The sequence below is a fragment of the Chromobacterium piscinae genome, from assembly GCF_021129175.1.
GTDB lineage: Bacteria > Pseudomonadota > Gammaproteobacteria > Burkholderiales > Chromobacteriaceae > Chromobacterium > Chromobacterium piscinae.
In genome coordinates this window covers 218,075-238,238 of the sequence record NZ_JAJOHV010000020.1, presented here as the reverse complement: position 1 = coordinate 238,238, position 20,164 = coordinate 218,075, and the positions used below count along the sequence as shown (strand labels likewise).

The following is a 20,164-nucleotide window of genomic DNA, read 5'->3' as shown; positions in this document are numbered from 1 at the left end:
GCCACGCCCAGGCCCATCAGCGTCAGCCGGGCGCGCTCGGCCGGCACGCCCAGCGCATTGGCGCTGTCGTCGCCCATTTCCAGCAACCGCATCCGAGGCTTCAGCGTGAGCGCCGCCAGCATCGCCAGCAGGCAGAACAGCGCCGACGGCAGGCCCTTGCTCCAGGTGATGCCGTTCAGCGTGCCGGCGCCCCATATCGCGGCGCTCATCGCCGATTCCAGGCTGGCGTTGATCAGCAGCCAGCTGTTGAGCGCGCTCAGCATGGCGCTGACGGCGATGCCGACGATGATCAGCCGGAGTCCGTGCGCGCCGCGCCGCCAGGCCAGCAGATAAACCAGCGCGGCGGAGGCGAGGCCGCCGGCCAGCGCGCCGCCGGCGATCTGGAAATGGCTGCCGCCTATTGTAGTGATCACCAGCAGCGCGCCGGTGTAAGCGCCGGTGTTGAAGCCCACGACGTCCGGGCTGCCCAAGGGATTGCGCAGCAGTGACTGGAAGATCGCGCCGCTCATGCCCAGCGCCGCTCCGATGATCAGCGCCATCGCCACCCGCGGCAATCGCCATTGCTGCACCACTGCCACGTTCAGCCGGCTGCCCTGGCCTTGCAACGCCGCCCACACTTGCTCAACGCTCAAGTGCAAGGCGCCTGCGCGCAGGCTCAGCAGCGCCAGCGCGGCGCAGGCCGCCATCAGCAGCAGCGCCGGCCATAGCCGGCCGGGCTTGATGAGAAGATTGAAGCGGCCGTCGGGATGGCCCAGGCGTAGTGCCATCGCTTTCATGCCCGGCCTCCCGCGCCGCCGTGGCTGCGCGCCAGCCAGATCAGCGCCGGCGCGCCGATGAAGGCGGTGACGATGGACACGCGCAGCTCGCCCGGCGTCAGCAAGCGGCCGGCGATGTCGGACGACAGCAGCAGCATCGGCGCCAGCAGCGCGGTGAAGGGCAGGCTCCAGCGAAGGTCGGCGCCGCCTAGCCGGCGCGCGACATGGGGAATCATCAGGCCGACGAAGCCTATCGGCCCGGCGACGGCGGTGCTGGCGCCGGACAGCAGGGTGACGGCGGCCACCGCGCTGCCCTGGATCAGCAGCGGCCGGCCGCCTAGACTGACCGCCAGATCATTGCCCAGGCCCATCGCGTTCAGCGGGCGGGCCAGCAGCAGCGCCAGCAGGCCGCCGGCTAGGATGGCGGGCGCGGCCAGGCCGACGGCGGCCATGTCGCGCACGTCCAGCGTGCCGGCGTTCCAGTAGCGCAGCCGGTTGAAGGCGATGGGGTCGAGCAGGGTGATGGCGGCGGACAGGCCCATCAGCACCGCGCCGACGGCCACACCGGCCAGCACGATGCGCAGCGGATCGGCGCGGCGGCCGCGCGCGCCCACGACGTAGACCAGCAGCGTCGCGCACAGCGCGCCCGCCGCCGCGCAGGCCATGTAGCCGCCTTGGCTGTCCACGGCGAGGAAGGCGACGCCCAGCACCATCGCGAAGCTGGCGCCGGCGTTGACGCCGAGTATGCCGGGATCGGCGAGCGGATTGCGGGTCAGCGCCTGGATCAGCGCGCCGGACAAGCCCAGCGCCGCGCCGGCCAACAGGCCCAACAGCGTGCGCGGCAGCCGCCCCTGCAATACGACCACGCTGTCAGGCCCGGCGGCGCGGCCCAGCAGGCTGTCCCAGACGGTGGCGAGCGGAATCGGCTTGGCGCCCAGCGCCAGGCTCAGCACGGATATGACGGCAAGCAGCGTCAGGCAGGCGAGCAAGAGCGTCATCCGTCGGCGCGTGGCCGCATGAGGGCAAGTAGGCATGATTAAATGAAAATGATTCCTAATACGAATCTGCAATGTTACCATGCAAACTCCATGAAGAAACCACGCTGCGGCGTGACGCCGTCAATTTTTTCCGCGCGCGGCCACTGCGCCGCGCTTCTTGAACCACTGCGTTGATAACATGAAAAAATCGCCCATCTTCGTCGACTTCAGCCTGCTCAGGCTCAATCCGCATTTCCGCTCCATCTTCATCGCCCGGATGATCTCGGTGTTCGCCTTCGGCATCCTGATGGTGGCGGTGCCGGTGCAGATCCATCAGCTCACCGGCTCCACGCTACAGGTGGGCGCGGCGATGGCGCTGGACGGCATCGGCATGTTCGCCGGCCTGATGTGCGGCGGCGTGCTGGCCGACCGCATGGACCGCCGCCGGCTGATCCTGCTGGGCCGCACCTCCTGCGGCCTGGGCTTCCTGGCGCTGGCCTTGAACGGCTTCATGACCAACCCGTCGGTGACGGCGCTGTACGTGGTGTCCACCTGGGACGGCTTCTTCAGCGGCATCGGCATCACCTCGCTGATGGCGTCGATTCCGGTCATCGTCGGCCGCGAGAACCTGCCGGCCGCCGGCGCGCTGAGCATGCTGACCGTGCGCTTCGGCGCGGTGCTGTCGCCATTGCTGGGCGGCCTGATCATCACCGCCGCCGGCGTCAACTGGAACTACCTGCTGGCCGGCATCGGCACGCTGGCCACCCTGATTCCGCTGACCCGTCTGCCTTCGCTGAAGCCGCAAAACGCTGAGCCATCCCATCCGCTGCGGTCCTTGATGGAAGGCTTTGAATTCCTGTGGCAGAACAAGGTGGTCGGCGCGGTGGTGGCGGTGGGCACGCTGCAGACGTTGCTGAGCGCGGTGCGGGTGCTGTATCCGTCGCTGGCCGAGGACGGCTACGGCGGCGGCGCGTTCGAAGTGGGCCTGATGTATTCGGCGGTGCCGCTGGGCGCGATGCTGGGCGCTTTCACCAGCGGCTGGGTGGGCGGGTTGAGCCGTCCCGGCGCGATGATGCTGGCTTGCGTGACCGCCTCGTCGCTGGCCATCGCGTCCTTGGGCGCTTTCACCCATCTGGCCTACGGCCTGGCGGCGCTGGTGGTGCTGGGCTATCTGGGCTCCATCGCCTCGCTGCTGCAGTTCACGCTGGTGCAGGGCCAGACGCCGGACCACCTTCTGGGCCGCGTCAACAGTCTGTGGAACGCCCAGGACGTGGTGGGCGACAGCCTGGGCGCGCTGGGTCTGGGCGCGCTGGCGCGGGCACTGGCGCCGCTGATGGCGGTGGCCTGGTTCGGCGCCGGCGCGGCGGCGGCCGGCCTGCTGATGTGCGCGGGTTTCGGCTCCTTGCGCCGTCTTTCCGGCGGCAAGCCGGAGCAGGCCGAAGGCGAACCGGCGGAGCAGCCGGCGGGGTCTTGAGCTTCGCGCGGCGAACCATGAAAAAAGCGGACTTCGGTCCGCTTTTTTATTGTCGCCGCTCGGGCGGTTTTCAGCCGAACTGCTTGCGCAGCCGCGCCAGCAGATTGCGCGCGCTGTAGTAGTCCAGACGGAAGGTGTCCAGACCGGCGGCGTACACCTGCCTGGCCTTCACTGCCGGATTGCCGGCCAGGAAGGGATTGGCCAGCACCTGCGGCACCTGGCCCTGATCGGCGTTGAACAGGATCATCGACTTGCCTTGCAGGCCATCGGCGAACTTCTCGCCGGTCAGTTGGATGATGTCGTGGCGCACGCCCATGCTGGTATTGCCTTTGACGCTGTCCGGCGCGGTGGCCAATTCAAAGCCCAGCGACTGCAGCAGCTTGCCCTGCGCCGATTGCGGCGTCCACAGATTGGCGCCGGAGCCGTCTTCGTAATAAACCAGCGCCGCCGTCGGTTGCGGCGGCAGCTTCAGCGCCGCCTTCAGTTTCGCCGCCTCGGCGTCGAAATCGGCGATGGCGGCGCGGGCGTCGGCTTCGCGGCCGGCGGCTCGGCCCAGCAGCATCGCCAGTTCCTGCCAGCTCTTATCGTCGTAATTCACCACCAGGGTCGGAGCCATCTGGCTCAGCTGCTCGTACAGCTTCAGCGCGGAGTCGCCGCCGGTGCCGGCCATCACGATCAGGTCTGGTTGGGCGGCGATGATGGCCTCGGCATTGGGTTCGCCCTGGTACAGCGGCGTCACGCCGCGTTGCTTGGCCACCGAGCTCCACTGGGTGAAGAAGCCCTGGTCGTCCGTCACCTTGGAATGGGCGGCGCTGCCGCCGCTGGCGACCACCGGCGCGTGGATGGCGAGCAGGGTGCCGGTCAGCGTCACGCTGGTGGAGACGATGCGCTGCGGCATTTTGTCCAGCGTCACCTTGCCCTTGGGCGTGTCCAGCGTGCGCGGCCAACCAGCCGAGGCGGCGGCTGCGCCATCGGATTGGGCTGGGGCGTCGCAGGCAGAGAGCAATGCGGCGAGGCCGGCTGCGGCGGCCAGGCGCAGCGCGCCGCGGCGCGTGGCGTGGGGGAGCTGCATGGAGTGTTTCCTTTGCATTCAAGAGCGTTCGGCGATTTTATTGCAAGTGATAAGTATTATCATTAACATTGTCGCCCATGCCAAGATTCCCGTCTCAATTCGGGGAATCCGCCTGCAAGCTCATGCGAGCGGCGGACGCGCGGCGGGCGCTTCGCCCGTGCCCGGCCGCTGCTTGGACACTGGACTCGATTGAGCCCGGAGCGAGAGCCGCCAAGCCCGCTTTTCGATGACGGCATGCGTCCGCGCGCGCATCTGATGGGGTTGATGGTTCCCGCTTTCGCGGCCGGAATGCACAGGAATATGCGGATATTGACGGTTGTTGCGATTGCGGCGGGCTTGGCCGGCTGCAAGGGAACGGAAATGGCGCCGGAGGCAGGCAAGCCGCCCGAGGTAGGGGTGGTGAAGCTGGAGGCGAAGGATGTGGCGATACGGGCCGAGCTAGCCGGCCGCACCGTGGCCTTCCGCAGTGCCGAAGTCAGGCCGCAGGTTAACGGCATCGTGCTGAAACGGCATTTCACCGAGGGCAGTCTGGTCAAGGCCGGCGATCTGCTGTACCAGATCGATCCGGCCGGCTATCAGGCGGCCTTGCAGCAGGCCGAGGCGACGCTGGCATCCGCCCGCGCCGCGTTGGGCAGCCTGAAGGGACGCGCCGAACGCTATGCCGAATTGGCCAAGATAGACGGCGTCAGCCGTCAGGAGCGCGAAGAGGCGGCCGCCGACTACCGCAAGGGCCTGGCGGCGGTAAAGGCCGGCGAGGCGGCGGTGGCGGCGGCCAGGGTGGATCTGTCGCGCACCCGCGTGCTGGCGCCGATTTCCGGCCGCATCGGCCGCTCCGCCGTCAGCGAGGGCGCGCTGCTCACTGCTGGCCAGAGCGCGGCGCTGGCCACCATCCAGCAGCTCGACCCGATGTACGTCGACATCGTCCAGTCCAGTCAGGACCTGCTGGCCTTCAAGCGCCGGCAGGCAGATGGAGAGCTTCAGCCCGCCGGCGCGGCCGCGACGCTGAAGCTGGAGGACGGCGCGCCGTACCGGCATCCCGGCAAGCTGCGCTTCACCGAACTGAACGTCGACCGCGTGTCCGGCGCGGTGACGCTTCGCGCCGAATTCCCCAACCCCGAAGGCCTGCTGCTGCCCGGCATGTATGTGCGCGCCGAGCTGGAGCAGGGCGTGCGCCGCCAGGCAGTGTTGGCGCCGCAGCAGGGCGTGGCGCGCGACGACAAGGGCCGTGCCACCGCGCTGGTGCTGGGCGCCGGCGACAAAGTGGAGCAGCGGGTATTGACGACCGAGGGCGCCCACGGCGCTTACTGGCTGGTGACCACAGGATTGAAAGCCGGCGACAGGCTGATCGTCGACGGCCTGCAGCGCGCCCGCCCGGGCGAGGCGGCGACGCCGGTGGCCTTGCCGGTCCAGGCCGGGAGGAACTGAGCGATGCTGGCGCGTTTCTTTATAGACCGCCCGGTGTTCGCCTGGGTACTGGCCATCGTCATCATGCTAGCCGGCCTGTTCGCCTTGCGCGCGCTGCCGGTGTCGCAGTATCCGGACATCGCCCCACCCACGGTGATGGTCAGCGCCAGCTACCCCGGCGCGTCCGCCCAGGTGGTGGAGACCAGCGTGATCCAGGTGCTGGAGCAGGAACTGAAGGGCCTGGACAATCTGATGTACTTCAGTTCCACCAGCTCTTCGTCCGGCCAGGCCGAGATCATGTTGACTTTCCGCCAGGGCGCCAACGCTGATACCGCTCAGGTGCAGGTGCAGAACAAGGTCAGCCAGATGCTGGCGCGGCTGCCGCAGCAGGTGCAGCAGAACGGCCTGTCGGTGCAGAAGATGCAGGGCGACTTCCTGCTGATCGCCTCCTTCTACGATGTCAGCGGCCAACGCAGCGATACCGATATCGCCGACTGGCTGGCCAGCAATGTGCAGGACCCGCTTAGCCGGGTGGACGGCGTCGGTTCGGTGCGTGCCTTTGGCGCGCCATACGCGATGCGGATATGGCTGGACCCGCACAAACTCAACAGCTACGGCCTGATCCCCTCCGACGTCAGCGCCGCCATCTCCAAGCAGAACACCGAAGTCTCGGTCGGCGAGCTGGGCGCCTTGCCGTCGCCGCCGGGCCAGCAACTGAACGCGATGGTGACGGCCTGGTCGCGCTTGTCCACGCCGGAGCAGTTTCGCGGCATCGTGGTCAAGGCGCTGCCGGATGGTGGCGCGGTGCGGCTGGGCGACGTGGCGAGGGTGGAACTGGGACAGGAGGATTACAGCAGCAGCTCGCGGCTGAATGGTCATCCTGCCTCCGGCCTGGCGGTGATGCTGGCGCCGGGCGCCAACGCGCTGGCCACCGCAGAGGCGGTGAAGACGCGCGTCGCCGAGCTGCAGCGCAACTTCCCGCCCGGCATCCGCGTCGCTTATCCGGAGGACACCACCCATTTCGTCCGGCTATCGATACGCGCGGTGATGGAAACACTGCTGGAAGCCGTGGCGCTGGTGGTGCTGGTTATGTACGTGTTCCTGAGCAACTGGCGCGCGACGCTGATTCCGGCGCTGACAGTGCCGGTGGTGCTGCTGGGTACCTTCGGGGTGTTGGCGGCGGCTGGCTTCGGCATCAACACGCTGACGCTGTTCGGCATGGTGCTGGCCATCGGCCTGCTGGTGGACGACGCCATCGTGGTGGTGGAAAACGTCGAGCGGGTGATGCACGAGCAAGGCGTGGACGCGCATACGGCCACCGTGCGCTCGATGGGCGAGATCGGCGGCGCGCTGGTTGGCATCGGCCTGGTGCTGGGGGCGGTGTTCTTGCCGATGGCCTTCTTCGGCGGCTCGGTCGGCGTCATCTACCGCCAGTTCTCGATCACCATCGTCGCGGCGATGGCGCTGTCGGTGCTGACCGCGCTGACGCTGACGCCGGCCTTGTGCGCAACGCTGCTGCGGCCGGAAAAGCCATCGGATAGCGGCCCTTTGGCTGCGTTCGAGCGCCGTTTTTTCCGCCTGCAGTCGGCCTATGCCGGCCGCTGGCTGCCAAGCTGGCTGCGCCGTCCCATGCGCGGCGGCCTGGTTTACCTGGCGCTGATCGCCGGACTGGCCGCGCTGTATCCGCAGCTGCCGACGGCCTTCATCCCGGATGAAGACCAGGGCACGGTGATGGCGCAGTTCACGTTGCCGACCGGCGCCACCCATGAGCGCGCCGACAAGGTGGCGCACGCGGTGGAGAAGCATTTCCTGGAGACCGAGAAGGCCAATGTCGAGTCGGTGTACATGCTGTCCGGCTTCAGCTTCGGCGGCTCCGGCCAGAACGCCGGCATGGCCTTTGTCGCGTTGAAGGACTGGTCGCAGCGGCGCGGCCAGCAGAACAGCGCCCAGGCGATAGCCGACCGCGCCACCGCCGCGCTGGCTTCGCAGCGGGACGCCGAGGTGTTCGGCATGGTGTTGCCGCCTATCGGCGGGCTGGGCCAGACCAATGGTTTCGAATTCTGGCTGCAGGACGCGTCGGGCCTGGGCCGCGAGCATCTCGCCAAGGCGCGCGATCAGCTGCTGAAGGCGGCCCAGGGCGACGACAGGCTGAGCGCGGTGCGCTCCGGCGCAGCCGACGACAAGCCGCAACTGCGGCTGGACGTGGACCAGAGCAAGGCTGCCGCGCTGGGGCTGGATCTGGCCAACGTCTCCGACACGCTGGGCGCGGCTTGGGGCGGGCGCTACATCAACGATTTTGTCGACCGCGGCCGGGTGAAGAAAGTGATGATGCAGGCCGACGCGCCGTATCGTTCCAAGCCTGAGGATCTGGGCCTGTGGTTCGTCCGCGGCGCGGACGGCGCGATGACGCCGTTTTCCGCCTTCGCCCGCGCGCGCTGGGAATATGGCCCGGCGCAGCTGAACCGCTACAACGGTCTGCCGGCGCTGCCGCTGTCGGGCTCGGCCGCCGTCGGGGTCAGTTCCGGCGAGGCGATGCGGGCGGTGGAGGCGATAGCCGGCAAGCTGCCTGGCACGCAGTACGAGTGGAGCGGCCTGTCTTATCAGGATCGGCTGTCCAGCGGCCAGACGCCGTTGTTGTACGCGGTGTCCATACTGTTCGTCTTCCTGTGCCTGGCGGCGCTGTACGAAAGCTGGCTGGTGCCCTGCGCGGTGATGACGGCGATTCCGCTCGGCGTGCTGGGCGCGGTGCTGGCGGTGATGGCGCGCGGCCTGTCCAACGATATCTACTTCCAGGTGGGCCTGCTGACCACGATAGGCCTGTCGGCCAAGAACGCCATCCTGATCATCGAGTTCGCCGAGGCGGCGATACGGCGCGGCGACGATGCGCTGAGCGCGGCGCTGGCCGCCGCACGGCAGCGGCTGCGGCCCATCTTGATGACCTCGCTGGCCTTCGGCGTCGGCGTCGCGCCGCTGGTCTGGGCCGGCGGGCCGGGCGCAGGCAGCCAGAACGCCATCGGCGCGGCGGTGCTGGGCGGGGTGGTATCCGCCACGCTGCTGACGCTGTTTTTCGTGCCGCTGGCGCATGTATTGATACGAGGTTTGGCTGGCCGCGTCGCGCGGCGGCATTTGAAGCTGGCGGAGGCGCGGCCATGAAGCGAGTGCTTTGCTTATTGATGAGCGCGGCTTTGGCTGGCTGCGCGTCGCCGCAGCCGGATTACCAACGGCCCGCCGCGCCGGTGCCGGCGTATTGGCCTGCGGCGAACGCGGAGGGCGGGCAGGCCGATGTGGCTTGGCGGCGCTTCTTCGTCGACGAGGGCCTGCGCGAAACCATCGCCCAGGCGCTGGCGAATAACCGCGATTTGCGCACGGCTGTCGCCAATGTCCAGGCGGCGCGGGCGCAATATCGGATACAGGATGCGGCGCGGCTGCCGACTGTGCAGCTGCAGGGCACCGCCAACCGCCAGCTGACCCGCGCCGGGGATCCGTCGTTGGCGGTGGACAGCCGCGGCGTCAGCGTGGGTTTGGGCGTCAGCGCGTTCGAGCTGGATCTGTTCGGCCGGGGGCGAAGTCTGAGCGACGCGCAATGGCGACGCTATCTGGCCAGCGAGGCCGGCGCGCAGGCTGCGCGGGTCAGCCTGATCGCGGAAACAGCCCATGCTTATTTGACCTTGGCCGCAGACCGCAGCCAGCTGGCCGCGGCGCGGGCGACGCAGCAAAGCGCCGAGCGCTCGCTGGCGCTGACGCGCGAGCGGCTGCGCCTGGGCGCGGCTTCGGCGCTGGACGTCAGCTCGATGAATACCGTGGCGCAGCAGGCGCGGGCCGATGTCGCCCGTTACCAGGGGCTGGCGGAGCGGGACAAGCTGGCGCTGCAATTGCTGGTCGGCGCGGAGCTTGACGAGGCGCGGCTGCCGGCGGCGCTGGTGGACAAGCCTTACACGCTGGCGGCGCTGCCGGTGGACGCGCCGGCCGATGCCTTGCTGCGCCGGCCCGACGTCCGCCAGGCGGAAAATCTGCTGCGGGCTGCTCATGCGGATGTCGACGCCGCGCGTGCGGGGCTGTGGCCCAAGCTGGGCCTCAGCGCCAGCTCGGGGCTCAGCGGCGTGACGTTGGCCGGCTTGCTGAACGCGCCTGCGCGGGCGTTTAGCTTGGCACTGGACGCCAGCTTGCCTTTGCTGGACGGCGGCGCGGCCAGGGCCGGCGTGGACCAGGCAGACGCGCAGCGGCTGGCGGCGCTGGCCGCTTACGAGAAGGCTTTGCAGAACGGCTTCCGTGAAGTGGCAGACGCCTTGAGCCAGCGCCAGGCGTTGGCTGAGGAGACGCAGGCGCGGCAGGCGACGCTCGCCAGCGCGGAAACCTCGCTGCGGCTGGCGGAAGCGCGTTATTGGCAAGGGCTGGACGGCTATCTGAGCCTGTTGGAGGCTCAGCGAACGGCGCAGGCGGCGCGCCAGCAGTGGATCAGCGCCAGCCTGGCCGAGGCGGAGAACATGGCGGCGTTGTATCGGTCTTTGGGCGGCGGGCTGGAGGGATAGCGCGGGTGAGAGGCTGGGACGTCAGTGTTGGATGTCCAGTCGCGGCAATTGCTCGCCGGCCATTTGATTATCCGGAGAATAGGGGAAAATCAGCTCTATCCTGACGCCGTCCGGGTCGTCGATGAACAACTGGTGTTCTCCCAGCTCCGGCACCACGCGCTCGTGGAAGTCCTGGCCCAGCGACAGGAGCCGCATTTGCATGTCCATCAGATTTTGCCCGCGCAGCGCGATGTGGTCGACGCGGCCGGAGCCGGAGATGGCCGCGCGGCCGCCCAGATAGGCCTCCAGCTCGGCATTGTCCGCGTTTGCCGCCACCAGGTGCAGCACCGGTTGGCCGCCGGCGTACAGCCATTTGCCGGCAAAGCGGAATGCCGGGCGCGGGCCGTCGCTCAGGCCCAGCACCCGCTGATAGAAGGCCGCGCTGGTTTCCAGGTTGGCGGCGCGGATCGTGAAATGGTCGATTCCCTGGATGTTCATCGCGATCTCTCCGGCGCCGCCGCAGCCAGGGCGGCGCGATACAGTCACAGCCGGGTAATGACGGCGTCGGCCGGAAGACGGGACTTTGGCAACTTGGCGTTGAAGTCTTCGTCGGAACGGCGGCCCAGCGCGACGATCACCGAGGCGACCAGTCCTTTTTCCCGCAATCCCAGTTCTTCTCCCATGATCCGCTGGTCGAAGCCCTCAATCGGGCAGGCGTCGATCTCAAGCGCCGCCGCGCCCAAGAGCAGGGTGCCGACCGCCAGGTAAACCTGTTTTTCCATCCAATGCGAGGCATCGCGTAGTTCGAAGCGATGCATATCGGCGAAATGCGAGCGCCCCTTGTGCTGGCCGGCACGGGCCTCGGCGCTGGCGAAGCGGCCATCTCGGTCTTCTTGCTCCAGCAGCGTTTGCAGGTGGGCATCATCCAGCGCGGCGCGGGTGCAGAATACCACTACGTGAGAAGCGTTGAGCACCTTGGCCTGGTTGAAGGAATAGCCGTTGGCGGTAGCCTTGGCGACGCGAGCCTTGCCTTCGTCGCTGCCGGCGATGAAGAAATGCCAGGGCTGGGAGTTGGTGGACGAGGGGCTGTGGCGCAGCAGCGCTTCGATCTGCTCCACCTGATCCGGGCTCAGCTTGAAGCCGGGGTCGAAGGCCTTGGTGGTGTAGCGGGTTTTGGCGTAATGGGCGATGTTCATGGTGTTTGCCTTGGGTGTCAGTGATCGGTTGGCCTCCGTTTTCCGATCGCGCGGGAGAGGAGGCCCAGTTAATGGATGATCCTTTGCAAACCGCGAGAGAAAAACTAGTTCTTACCAGAATCACTTACTTGGTTTTTTTGAAAATGGCCGAAAACGCGCCGGATCTTTCGGCTCACGGGCTCAGGCAGTCTGTCCGTCCAGCCATGCTTGGTCGAGTTCTCGCATCCGCTTGAACCACTGTTTCTTCATGTATTCCAGGTAGGCGGGCGGAGCCTTGGCGAAATCATGTTCATCCTGGTAGCAGCCGGGCAGCGGCGGCTCGAACAGCGAGCCGCCTTCGCGGCGCAGCAGGTCGCGTTGGGCGCCGGCGCTGCAGTCTGCAGGAAGGGGCAGGCCTTCCACTTCTCCAGTTTTCTGGTCGCGGTTGCGCACGCCGTAGCGGTCGGCGCCGCGCAGGCCGAACTTGTCCTTGCCGGCATGCAGGATCAGCTTGTACTCGTTGGGGCTGACGTCGCTGGTGCAGGTCTGGCGATAAGCCAGCGCCACCGCGCGCGCGCCGTCCCGGCCCAGCATGGGGAAACTTACTGCCGGCAGGTCGAATTCCGCGCTGGCGTCGAACAGGCATTGATCGACGCCGTCATTCAGCGCCCACAGGCGTTTGGGGCGCCCGGCGTCCACGCGGTATTGCGCCGCGTACAGGCGCGACGATTCGGTTTCGTCGCTGGCTCGGTCCTCATGGGTTTCGCCCAGCACCAGCAGATTGTCGCCCGCGCTGTCCCGCCAGCTATAGGCCGCCACCAACTTGCCCTTGACCTCCACGCCCTTGGGAACGGTGGCCACGCGGCTGACCGGGCCGGGCTCCGCCGGGACCTCGGCGGCAGGCTGCGCGCCGCCTTGTCCATGGCAGCCGGCCAAGGCTAATAGCAGGGCGGCAAGAGCGGTACGGGCGGAAAAACGGCGCATATTCGAATCCGTAGGCAAACGAAAGGCCAGAATATTACGCAATCCGCGAAGACGGGAAAAGCCTGTTCTGTTTGATGGATATGCCGGGGCAGGGCGCGACAGCGGTTTATTTTATCGATATATATGTTCGTATGTGGATAGTTGCTGAAAGGGGGAGTTTATTGATGGATTTTGGCTTGAGGTTTGGTGATATGATTCACTTTTCTTAAACCTCCTACAGCGTAATTTGTAGCTATATGAACAGTTTTATTTCTGATTATATCTACTCGAGTCGGCGCAGGCGGCAGAGGAAACACCCCGAAGGCGGGAGACTGCCGGATATGCGATGACGGCCATCAATTTCCAAAGCGATAGGTTTTACGCGACCAACGCGTCATTCACCGCCACCGACGCGGTGATGGAATTCACCCGGCCGCTGCGCAGCCTGAAAATCGCTTATTTCACTTTCGACCGGCATTACGCCGATGGCTCCCGCATCGCCCTGACCAATTCTCCGGACTGGATCCAGCATTATTGGCGGCAGGAAATGTTCCAGCTGGCGGTGTTCGAAAAGGATTCGGACAATTTCACCGACGGCTACGTGTTTTGGAACTGGCTGAACCGAGAGCCCATTTATTCGGCGGCGGCGCTGTTCGGCATTGACAACGGCGTGACGCTGATCGAGCGCAGCGAGGGCTACTGCGACTTCTTCCACTTCGGCTCGGTTTACGACAACAGCGTCAACAATGACTATCTGGCGGGCAAGATGGCTTATTTGCACCAGTTCGTCTCGCTGTTCAAGTACAAGCTGCACGACGTGATCGAATCCGCCGGCCATGACCGGATCTACCTGCCGGAATCGGCCAGGGGCAAGTTGATCCTGGACAGCGACATCAACCACGACATGCTGGTTTCCGACTTCTACAGCCTGATGGACCGCCGCGACGTGTCGCGCATCTATCTGGGCGATGCGGACCATAATGCCTACCTGACCAAGAAAGAAGTGGCGCTGATGCGCGAACTGGTGAGCGGCGCGTCCTGCGCCGAGGCGGCCGTTTCGCTGGACATCACCAGCGACGCGGTCAACAAGCACATCAAGAATATCAAGGAACGGCTCAATTGCCGGTCGCTGTGCCAGCTGGGCTTTGTGATCGGCAAGCTGAGCGCGCGCAATATTTATCCCTTTTCCGTGGCGAGTGGTGCAAACAAATGAAGATATGGCTGGACACGATAGACATTGACGCCATCCGCAAGGCCCAGGCCATGGGCGTGCTGGCCGGCGTGACGACCAATCCGTCGATCCTGGCGACGTCCAACCGGGATGTGGAGGCCGTGCTGGGCGAGATACTGGACGCCCAGAGCGGGCCGCTGGCGGTGCAGGTGGTGGCGCGCGGACTGGACGGCATGCTGGTGCAGGCCCGGCGCATCGCCGGCATCAGCCCCAGGATGGTCGTCAAGATTCCGGCGGCGGGGGATGGCTTCCGCGCGATATCTATTCTCGAGCGCGAAGGCATCGCCACATTGGCGACCACCATTTTCGAAACCCGGCAGCTGGCGCTGGCGGCGCTGGCGGGCGCCAGCTACGCGGCGCCGTATGTGAACCGGATCGAGCTTTCCACTGGCAACGCCTTCGAGGTGCTGGAGCAGTCGCAGCGGCTGTTGGATGCTTACGGCTACAAGACCTCCATCCTGGCGGCGGCGGTCAAAACGGTGGATCAGTTCCTGCGCTGCGCGCAAACCGGGGTGGCCGCAGTCACGCTGCCGGTGGCGGTGTTCCAGCAGCTCCACGCGTCCAGCGAGGACATCGAGCAGAGCCTGCGCAAGTTCGACGCGGCCTGGCAGAGCAACGGACTGACGCGGGACGCCGCGCTGTTCAAGGCGTGAGAAGGCAAGAAAGCAAATGATGAATCGTGATGACGCGCTGTTGAAGAAAACCATCATCCTGGTGACCTGCACCTTCTTCCTGTGGGGCATGTCCTACGGCTTGCTGGATGTGTTGAACAAGCATTTCCAGCAGGCGATGCAGTTGTCCAAGGCGGATTCCGGCTGGCTGCAGACTGCTTATTTCCTGGCTTATTTCGTGATCTCCATCCCGGCGGCCTTGTTCAACGAGCGCTTCGGCTACAAGCGCGGGCTGATCGCCGGCTTGTGCTTCTTCGCCGCCGGCGCGCTGTTGTTCATCCCGTCGCTGCTGAACGCCAGCTTCCTAGCCTTCGTGCTGTCGCTGTTCGTGCTGGCTTGCGGATCGGGCTTCCTGGAAACCACCGCCAACCCCTATATTTCTCTGCTGGGCGACGAGAACCGCTCCGAGCGACGGCTGAACATGGCCCAGGCTTTTTGCGGGCTGGGCACGGTGGTGGGGCCGCTGATCGGCGGGGCCTTCTTCTTCAAGCTGGGCAATAGCGCGCCCTCTGGCGCGCAGCACGACATGGTGATGCAAGTCTACGTGTGGATCGCCGCATTCGTGGCGCTGCTGGCGCTGGCCATCGCCAGAACGCCGATGCCGGATGTGGGGCGGTATGAGGCGATCGACCGGGAGGAGGGCCGGCCGTTGATCCGCAACGGGCGCTTCGTGTTCGGGGTGCTGGCGCAGTTCCTCTACGTGGCGGCGCAGGTGGGGATCGGGGCCTTCTTCATTAATTACGCGATGGAGAGCGGCATGCGGCTGAACGCGCAGTCAGCGGCCTGGCTGCTGTCGCTGGCGATGATGCTGTTCATGGCGGGGCGTTTCGTCGGCACTTTCGCCATTGGCCGCCTGTCTGCCGGCCGCTTGCTGATGCTGTTCGCCTTCGCCGACATTCTGCTGTCGCTGGTGGTGGTGACTATGGGCGGAGCCATCGCGGTGGGGGCGTTGACCTTGATGTTCTTTTTCATGTCCATCATGTTCCCCACCATTTTCTCGCTGGCGATCAAGGGTCTGGAGCGCCAGACCAAGCGGGCGAGCTCCATCCTGGCGATGTCGGTGAGCGGCGGGGCCGTTTATCCCTATTTGATGGGCTATGTGTCCGACCATTACGGCACGTCGCTGGCGTATGCGATCCCCTTGGCCAGCTTTATCGTGATTTTCCTATACAGCGTATATCTGGAGAAGGAGAGGACCGCTCAGGTCGTGGTCGGCTCGATTTGAAGTAGTAGGCGCAAGGAAGCCGGCGAAAGCCGGCTTTATTTGTTTTGGCGCGCAAACTTTCGCAGTTGCTCGGCTTTTGGGACAGGAAGAGGGAAGACTACAGAAATCTGTACTTATTTGCCGGCGCGGCATGGGATATCTTGGCGTCGTAAGATTTTTTTCATGCTGCACGGCAGTTTGATTAAGTACTGAACGATGCAGGAAAATCCCACTAGGAGCAACAGTGATGAATCCAAGCAGACTTGTCAAGAAAATAGCGGACGATGATTATGCTCTGGATGTGATTCAGGGCGACCACGTGCTGGTCACCAGTCCGGTGATCGTCGGCGAACAAGGATCGGAATGGGAAGGCTCGCTGGTATTCACCAAGGAGTACTTGCTTTCCCTGATGCAGCTGGGGCTTAAGCACCGGCTATTGAATCCGGACGATATTCATACCCCCTCCCTGTGATGTCGTAGCCCGTCCTATTGTCGTCGGAATGGACTGGCGGCTGTCTTACCCCAAGCGCTGCGGCGGGATGTCCGCGCAGCGCCAGCTTACCATCTGCATGCCGGCGACCCTCCGGCCGACATAGCCTGCTCTTCATGACTCCCGTCCACACGCGCGAGCGCAGTCCAGCGCTGCGCCCAGTTTCCCACCAGTAATCCCCCGCAGCCATTGGAAGACATCCGCTAACTACGCATGGAGTCGTCCAAGGTTGGCGTACTTTTGCGCTGCCAGACACGGACGTTGTGGCCATGTCTGGGCGGCCAATTATGTGGCGAATGCGACACCTGTTCTAAAGGATGGATTTGGTGCGACGCAATGCATGGGGACGCGGCTAGGCGATTACTGACTTTCTGCGCGGGTTAACCTGCCACTGCTAGCTTCAGGACATAAGCATTTTTACTTAGCCTTTTTCATTCTGGCAATATGTAAATAAATTTTGGTGAATGTTTACAAAAGCGGCGTTAAGAATTATTGCGATTCATATCCGGTGCTAATTAGGATTCTTCATGCAAAGTAAAGTATTTGCTCTGCATCGCAATGGTGTAAAAGCCGGGGTATTCCATTGGCAGATTGGATGACCGGCGCTTGCATTGATTCATTTCTTACGCAGGGAATAAAACATGAAATTGATAAAAGCCACGCTTCCCGCTTCAATATTGTTCATTGCTTGCCAGCAGCAGGCATGGGCGGCGGATACCGTGCCACAATTCAGCGACGTGGTGTATACGGAGATGTCCCCGGATAATGAGTCCACCATTCAGAAAATTGTGACGTCGGACGCATTTTTCAAACCATGGGCGTTACTGGCGCATTATCTCGGTTATGGCTGGGTAGGCGGCAATACCAACGGTAATACCGCCGTGGGCAAGGAGTTTGAATACCGGCGCATCGACACCATGCTGGATAATCTGTCGATGCCCGACAATAAATACCGCTACATGATGAATGCCAAGTACGATCCGAAGGGGCCGGGCGGGTATTGGGCGGACAAGCGTTTCCGCATGGCCTTTTCCAACATCCAGTGGATGATGGAACCGGACGACATGAAACTGGGCTCGCCGGAGCTGTATAACAAGAAACCGCTGAAAGTGGTGACGGTGGTGCTGGAAAATCACAGCGACCAGTCCGACACCGGCGTGGCCAACCTGAAATACGATTCCACGGTCAGTTGGTCCAAAGCCGACAAGATCAGCGTCAGCGGCAAGGTGACGATGACCAACAAGTGGACGGGCGGTCTGCCGCTGATCGGCGGGGCGGAAACCTCGGTAGCGGTAGAGATCGCTTCCGGGGCGGACTGGACCACCACCAACGGCACCAGCAGCACCACTTCGCAAACGGCGGAGTACCGGGCGGTGTTGCCGCCCAAGAGCAAACGCCTGATCACGCTGACGCTGTTCGAGCAGAAAGCCAATATTCCCTATACCTCCAAGATGTTCCTGACTTACGAGGCGGAGCTGTACAACTTCCTGCGCTACAGCGACAACGCGCTGAACGGCCATCCGTCCAACCGTCCGTTTTATCTGAGCAAGTTCGGCGGCAAGGACGGCCTGAACGGCGCGCAGGATCTGCTGTCGCAATACCTGAATCCGGCGACGTCGAAATGGGATTGGCCGTGGGCGGTGAACCAGTACTCGCGAAGCACCATCGAGTACTACATCGGCTCGATTTCCAAACGCAAGTTCAAGCAGCAGTTCACCGGGGTCTTCAGCGCGGTGGACTCCACGGCCTACACCATCACGGCCGGTCCGGTGGAACCGCTGAGCGCGCAGGCGCAGACCGCCCGCTCGGCCAGCCTGGGCGCGGCGGCCTCCGGCGGAATCCAGTATCGCGTGGTGAGCGGGGACCTGAAGGATGTGCCGGGCCGCTTGAAGAACCTGCGCTTCACAGTGGGCAAGCCGCAGGCTGCGCCATCCGCCGCATCGCCGATCCGGTGATCAGACCCAGAAAGGTTTGATTTGCCGCAACAGCGCCTGTGTCCGGACAGACATGCCGGGCGCAGGCGTATTTTATTGACTGGGGGGGGATTCGCCGCGGCGTTTTCGCAGCCGGCTGGTATCGATGACGCCGGCCGCCCGCGCGCGCAGCTGGCCACAGCCGCCGTCCACGTCCTGGCCGGCCGAGTCGCGCACCTTGGTCAACACGCCGCTGTCGTGCAGATAGCGTTTGAACTGGGCGATGCGTTCGTCGCTGGGGCGCTGGTAATCGTCGCCCTCCACGCTGTTGTAGGGAATGATATTGAGCACACCGTACTTGCCCTTGAGCAGGCGCGCGGCGGCATCCATCTCTTCCATGCTGTCGTTGACGCCGGCCAGCAGCGTCCACTGGTATTGGATGGGATAGCCTGAACCACGGGCATAGGCCTCGCCCAGCTCCACCAGCTCGTCCGGCGCGATGCGCGGCGCGCGCGGCAGCAGCTGTTCGCGCAGATCGGCGCGGGTGGTGTGCAGCGACAGCGCCAACGCTGGCTTCACCTGCAACTGGGGCAGGCGTTCGAACACGCGCGGATCGCCCACGGTGGAAAACACCAGGTTCTTGTGTCCGATATTGCCGTCGGTGCCCAGCCATTGAATGGCCTCCAGCACGTTTTCCATATTGTGGGCCGGCTCGCCCATGCCCATGAACACCACTTTTTTCACCGGACGGATGCGCCGCGCCAGCGCCATCTGCGCGGCGATCTCCGCGCTGCCCAGCTGGCGGAGCAGGCCGCTTTTCCCGGTCATGCAGAAGGTGCAGCCCACCGCGCAGCCAACTTGGCTGGACACGCACAAGCCATCGCGGGGCAGCAATACGCTTTCCACCATCTGGCCATCGTTCAGTTCGACCAGCAGCCGCAGCGAGCCATCGTCCGCCGTGTGTTGCGAATGGATGCGGGCCAATGCCTCCACCTGGGAGGCGATGGGAGGCAGGCCGTCGCGCACGGATAGCGGAAAGTAGTTTTCGCTCTTCTGATGGCGGGTGCCGGCGTCCAAGGGCTGCCCCTTGAGCCAGGCGCGGTTGATGCGGCCGATATGGCAGGGGCGGGCGCCGATGCCGGCGAGGGCTTGATGGAATTCCTGGATACGCATGCGCTGCTTCTGAATACGGTTGCTGCCCGCGCGGCGACGGCGCGCGTTTCGGCACAAAGCGCGTAGCGTAGCGCAAGTTGATCCGGCGCGGGTGGGGATTTTCGCCGGCGTCGGGTGGCGAGGTGGGGACGGGCTGAAAACCGCGGCTGAAAAGCAGATTTGGATAAAACCGGCGGCCGCATCTTGTGATGGATGCGGCCGCCGGTTTCAGGCTTGAACGGCCGGGGAGGCCTAGATCAGTTTTCGCGCGGGTGGCGCAGCTGCACGAAGATCGCCGGGTCGCCGGCCTCCTTGGTGATGAAGACGGCCGGGATGTGGAACGGCTTGCCGGTGGCGACGTTGGTGCCGCTGATGGTGGCGGTCATGCCTGGGTGCAGCGGATTCACGCGTTCGCCGCCGGCCACGCTGACCGACCACGAGCCTCCCGGCAGCAGGCCGGCGAAAGTGGCGACGCCCTTGCCGCCCTCGATCAGCGGGATCAGCAGCGGCTCGGTCGGCGGCACGTAAGCATTCACTGCGATATCCGACAGGTGGATCTGGTAGGCGATGTCGGGGCTGGCGACCGCCGCGTCGGAACCGGCGTCGGCTCCGGTCTGATGCATGGGATGACCCAGATGGGTGGTGCGTCCGAACTGGGGCTGCGGGCCGGCCTTCAGGCAGGTCATCCACGGCGTGGTGAATTCCTTGCCGGAGGCGTCTTTGCACACGGCGTAATACTTGTTGCCCGCGTGGGGGCCGCCGTTTTCGGCTTCTCCGGAGGTGAGGTCGAGATTGTAGAAAATGTTCGTCGTCAGCGTGCCTACCGAGTAGGTGCCGGCTCCGCCGGTGAAGACCGGAGGCACGATGATGGGCGCATCCGGGATGTAGGGGTAGACGCGGACTTGGGTGACGGGTGTAGGAAAGGGGGCCACGGTTATCTCCAGAAGGCCTGCGGTTGACGTGGATTTCGTTGATGCGGAACGCTGCGTTGCGCCTATGGCGGGAAGCGGCGGCAAATCCGGGCAGAAATGGCTCTGCGAGGCCTGGGCAAGGGAGGCCGCCTTCCGGCGTCGAGCCGGTTTCCCGCGTCAATGACCAATCAACAGTAGATCAGGAAGAGCAGGAAGGCCCTGCCCTAAAAGATGGATTCGGCATTCTTGCGGTTACTACTGAGT

Annotated in this window: 17 protein-coding genes; 9 read left to right on the top strand and 8 right to left on the bottom strand. The window is 64.8% G+C overall.

Going from position 1 to position 20,164, the window contains the following annotated elements; translation table 11 throughout:
- Positions 1-776 (bottom strand): iron chelate uptake ABC transporter family permease subunit (locus LQR33_RS07185; RefSeq protein WP_231468164.1); only part of this gene is annotated, 776 nt, incomplete at its 3' end.
- On the bottom strand, positions 773-1,753 hold the full coding sequence (gene fepD, locus LQR33_RS07180; protein WP_231468163.1) for a Fe(3+)-siderophore ABC transporter permease: 981 nt from the start codon (positions 1,751-1,753) through the stop codon (positions 773-775). The genes LQR33_RS07185 and fepD, both read right to left, overlap by 4 nt.
- 178 nt (positions 1,754-1,931) lie before the next feature.
- Between fepD and entS the strand changes: the two genes are divergently transcribed.
- Positions 1,932-3,206 carry an enterobactin transporter EntS gene (gene entS / locus LQR33_RS07175; protein ID WP_166440592.1) on the top strand — a complete coding sequence of 425 codons (1,275 nt, stop codon included), beginning with the start codon at positions 1,932-1,934 and terminating at the stop codon, positions 3,204-3,206.
- A 70-nt stretch (positions 3,207-3,276) separates the two neighbouring features.
- Here the strand turns inward: entS and fepB are convergent, their stop codons facing one another.
- Entirely contained in the window at positions 3,277-4,278 is a 1,002-nt protein-coding gene (gene fepB / locus LQR33_RS07170) for a Fe2+-enterobactin ABC transporter substrate-binding protein (protein ID WP_231468161.1), read from the bottom strand.
- Between the two features lie 360 nt (positions 4,279-4,638).
- Between fepB and LQR33_RS07165 the strand changes: the two genes are divergently transcribed.
- The 3 genes from LQR33_RS07165 to LQR33_RS07155 are packed head-to-tail and all read left to right on the top strand — an operon-like array spanning position 4,639 to position 10,211.
- Positions 4,639-5,703: an efflux RND transporter periplasmic adaptor subunit gene (locus LQR33_RS07165; protein ID WP_231468159.1), complete on the top strand. Its 1,065-nt coding sequence runs from the start codon at positions 4,639-4,641 to the stop codon at positions 5,701-5,703.
- A gap of 3 nt (positions 5,704-5,706) precedes the next feature.
- On the top strand, positions 5,707-8,835 hold the full coding sequence (locus tag LQR33_RS07160; RefSeq protein WP_269326216.1) for an efflux RND transporter permease subunit: 3,129 nt from the start codon (positions 5,707-5,709) through the stop codon (positions 8,833-8,835).
- A complete protein-coding gene (locus LQR33_RS07155; protein ID WP_231468157.1) occupies positions 8,832-10,211 on the top strand; it encodes an efflux transporter outer membrane subunit in 1,380 nt (459 codons plus the stop codon). The genes LQR33_RS07160 and LQR33_RS07155 overlap by 4 nt, the downstream gene beginning before the upstream one ends.
- 21 nt (positions 10,212-10,232) lie before the next feature.
- On the opposite strand, the gene LQR33_RS07150 is transcribed toward LQR33_RS07155, so the two are convergent.
- The 3 genes from LQR33_RS07150 to LQR33_RS07140 form a co-directional block, all read right to left on the bottom strand.
- Positions 10,233-10,688 carry a VOC family protein gene (locus LQR33_RS07150; RefSeq protein ID WP_231468155.1) on the bottom strand — a complete coding sequence of 152 codons (456 nt, stop codon included), beginning with the start codon at positions 10,686-10,688 and terminating at the stop codon, positions 10,233-10,235.
- Positions 10,689-10,732: 44 nt separating this feature from the next.
- Complete coding sequence (gene nfsB, locus LQR33_RS07145) at positions 10,733-11,386, bottom strand: oxygen-insensitive NAD(P)H nitroreductase (protein WP_166440588.1); 654 nt, start codon at positions 11,384-11,386, stop codon at positions 10,733-10,735.
- A gap of 180 nt (positions 11,387-11,566) precedes the next feature.
- The gene (locus tag LQR33_RS07140) at positions 11,567-12,349 is read right to left on the bottom strand and encodes a M949_RS01915 family surface polysaccharide biosynthesis protein (RefSeq protein WP_221665000.1); all 783 of its coding nucleotides are present in this window, start codon (positions 12,347-12,349) and stop codon (positions 11,567-11,569) included.
- 325 nt (positions 12,350-12,674) lie between these two features.
- Between LQR33_RS07140 and LQR33_RS07135 the strand changes: the two genes are divergently transcribed.
- The 5 genes from LQR33_RS07135 to LQR33_RS07115 all read left to right on the top strand — a co-directional run bounded on the left by LQR33_RS07135 (position 12,675) and on the right by LQR33_RS07115 (position 17,879).
- The gene (locus LQR33_RS07135; RefSeq protein ID WP_166440586.1) at positions 12,675-13,541 is read left to right on the top strand and encodes a helix-turn-helix transcriptional regulator; all 867 of its coding nucleotides are present in this window, start codon (positions 12,675-12,677) and stop codon (positions 13,539-13,541) included.
- The gene (locus LQR33_RS07130) at positions 13,538-14,212 is read left to right on the top strand and encodes a transaldolase family protein (protein ID WP_231468153.1); all 675 of its coding nucleotides are present in this window, start codon (positions 13,538-13,540) and stop codon (positions 14,210-14,212) included. The genes LQR33_RS07135 and LQR33_RS07130 overlap by 4 nt, the downstream gene beginning before the upstream one ends.
- Positions 14,213-14,228: 16 nt before the next feature.
- Entirely contained in the window at positions 14,229-15,455 is a 1,227-nt protein-coding gene (locus tag LQR33_RS07125) for a sugar MFS transporter (RefSeq protein ID WP_231468151.1), read from the top strand.
- A gap of 226 nt (positions 15,456-15,681) precedes the next feature.
- Positions 15,682-15,906, top strand: a complete 225-nt coding sequence (locus LQR33_RS07120) for a hypothetical protein (protein WP_166440584.1) — start codon at positions 15,682-15,684, stop codon at positions 15,904-15,906.
- Positions 15,907-16,565: 659 nt separating this feature from the next.
- Positions 16,566-17,879, top strand: a complete 1,314-nt coding sequence (locus LQR33_RS07115; protein ID WP_231468150.1) for an aerolysin family beta-barrel pore-forming toxin — start codon at positions 16,566-16,568, stop codon at positions 17,877-17,879.
- Positions 17,880-17,951: 72 nt separating this feature from the next.
- Here the strand turns inward: LQR33_RS07115 and LQR33_RS07110 are convergent, their stop codons facing one another.
- Both LQR33_RS07110 and LQR33_RS07105 read right to left on the bottom strand, forming a co-directional pair.
- Positions 17,952-19,010 carry an RNA methyltransferase gene (locus tag LQR33_RS07110; RefSeq protein WP_231468148.1) on the bottom strand — a complete coding sequence of 353 codons (1,059 nt, stop codon included), beginning with the start codon at positions 19,008-19,010 and terminating at the stop codon, positions 17,952-17,954.
- Positions 19,011-19,246: 236 nt separating this feature from the next.
- Positions 19,247-19,921, bottom strand: coding sequence for a hypothetical protein (locus tag LQR33_RS07105; protein WP_231468146.1), 675 nt, complete (start codon positions 19,919-19,921; stop codon positions 19,247-19,249).
- Between the last annotated feature and the right edge of the window lie 243 nt (positions 19,922-20,164).

Coding starts and splice junctions, on each gene's coding strand:
- LQR33_RS07125 (WP_231468151.1), top strand. CDS start 14,229: ATGATGAATCGTGATGACGCGCTGTTGAAGAAAACCATCATCCTGGTG.
- entS (WP_166440592.1), top strand. CDS start 1,932: ATGAAAAAATCGCCCATCTTCGTCGACTTCAGCCTGCTCAGGCTCAAT.
- LQR33_RS07115 (WP_231468150.1), top strand. CDS start 16,566: ATGAAATTGATAAAAGCCACGCTTCCCGCTTCAATATTGTTCATTGCT.
- LQR33_RS07135 (WP_166440586.1), top strand. CDS start 12,675: ATGACGGCCATCAATTTCCAAAGCGATAGGTTTTACGCGACCAACGCG.
- LQR33_RS07120 (WP_166440584.1), top strand. CDS start 15,682: ATGAATCCAAGCAGACTTGTCAAGAAAATAGCGGACGATGATTATGCT.
- fepD (WP_231468163.1), bottom strand. CDS start 1,753: ATGACGCTCTTGCTCGCCTGCCTGACGCTGCTTGCCGTCATATCCGTG.
- LQR33_RS07160 (WP_269326216.1), top strand. CDS start 5,707: ATGCTGGCGCGTTTCTTTATAGACCGCCCGGTGTTCGCCTGGGTACTG.
- nfsB (WP_166440588.1), bottom strand. CDS start 11,386: ATGAACATCGCCCATTACGCCAAAACCCGCTACACCACCAAGGCCTTC.
- LQR33_RS07150 (WP_231468155.1), bottom strand. CDS start 10,688: ATGAACATCCAGGGAATCGACCATTTCACGATCCGCGCCGCCAACCTG.
- fepB (WP_231468161.1), bottom strand. CDS start 4,278: ATGCAGCTCCCCCACGCCACGCGCCGCGGCGCGCTGCGCCTGGCCGCC.
- LQR33_RS07140 (WP_221665000.1), bottom strand. CDS start 12,349: ATGCGCCGTTTTTCCGCCCGTACCGCTCTTGCCGCCCTGCTATTAGCC.
- LQR33_RS07165 (WP_231468159.1), top strand. CDS start 4,639: ATGGCGCCGGAGGCAGGCAAGCCGCCCGAGGTAGGGGTGGTGAAGCTG.
- LQR33_RS07130 (WP_231468153.1), top strand. CDS start 13,538: ATGAAGATATGGCTGGACACGATAGACATTGACGCCATCCGCAAGGCC.
- LQR33_RS07155 (WP_231468157.1), top strand. CDS start 8,832: ATGAAGCGAGTGCTTTGCTTATTGATGAGCGCGGCTTTGGCTGGCTGC.
- LQR33_RS07110 (WP_231468148.1), bottom strand. CDS start 19,010: ATGCGTATCCAGGAATTCCATCAAGCCCTCGCCGGCATCGGCGCCCGC.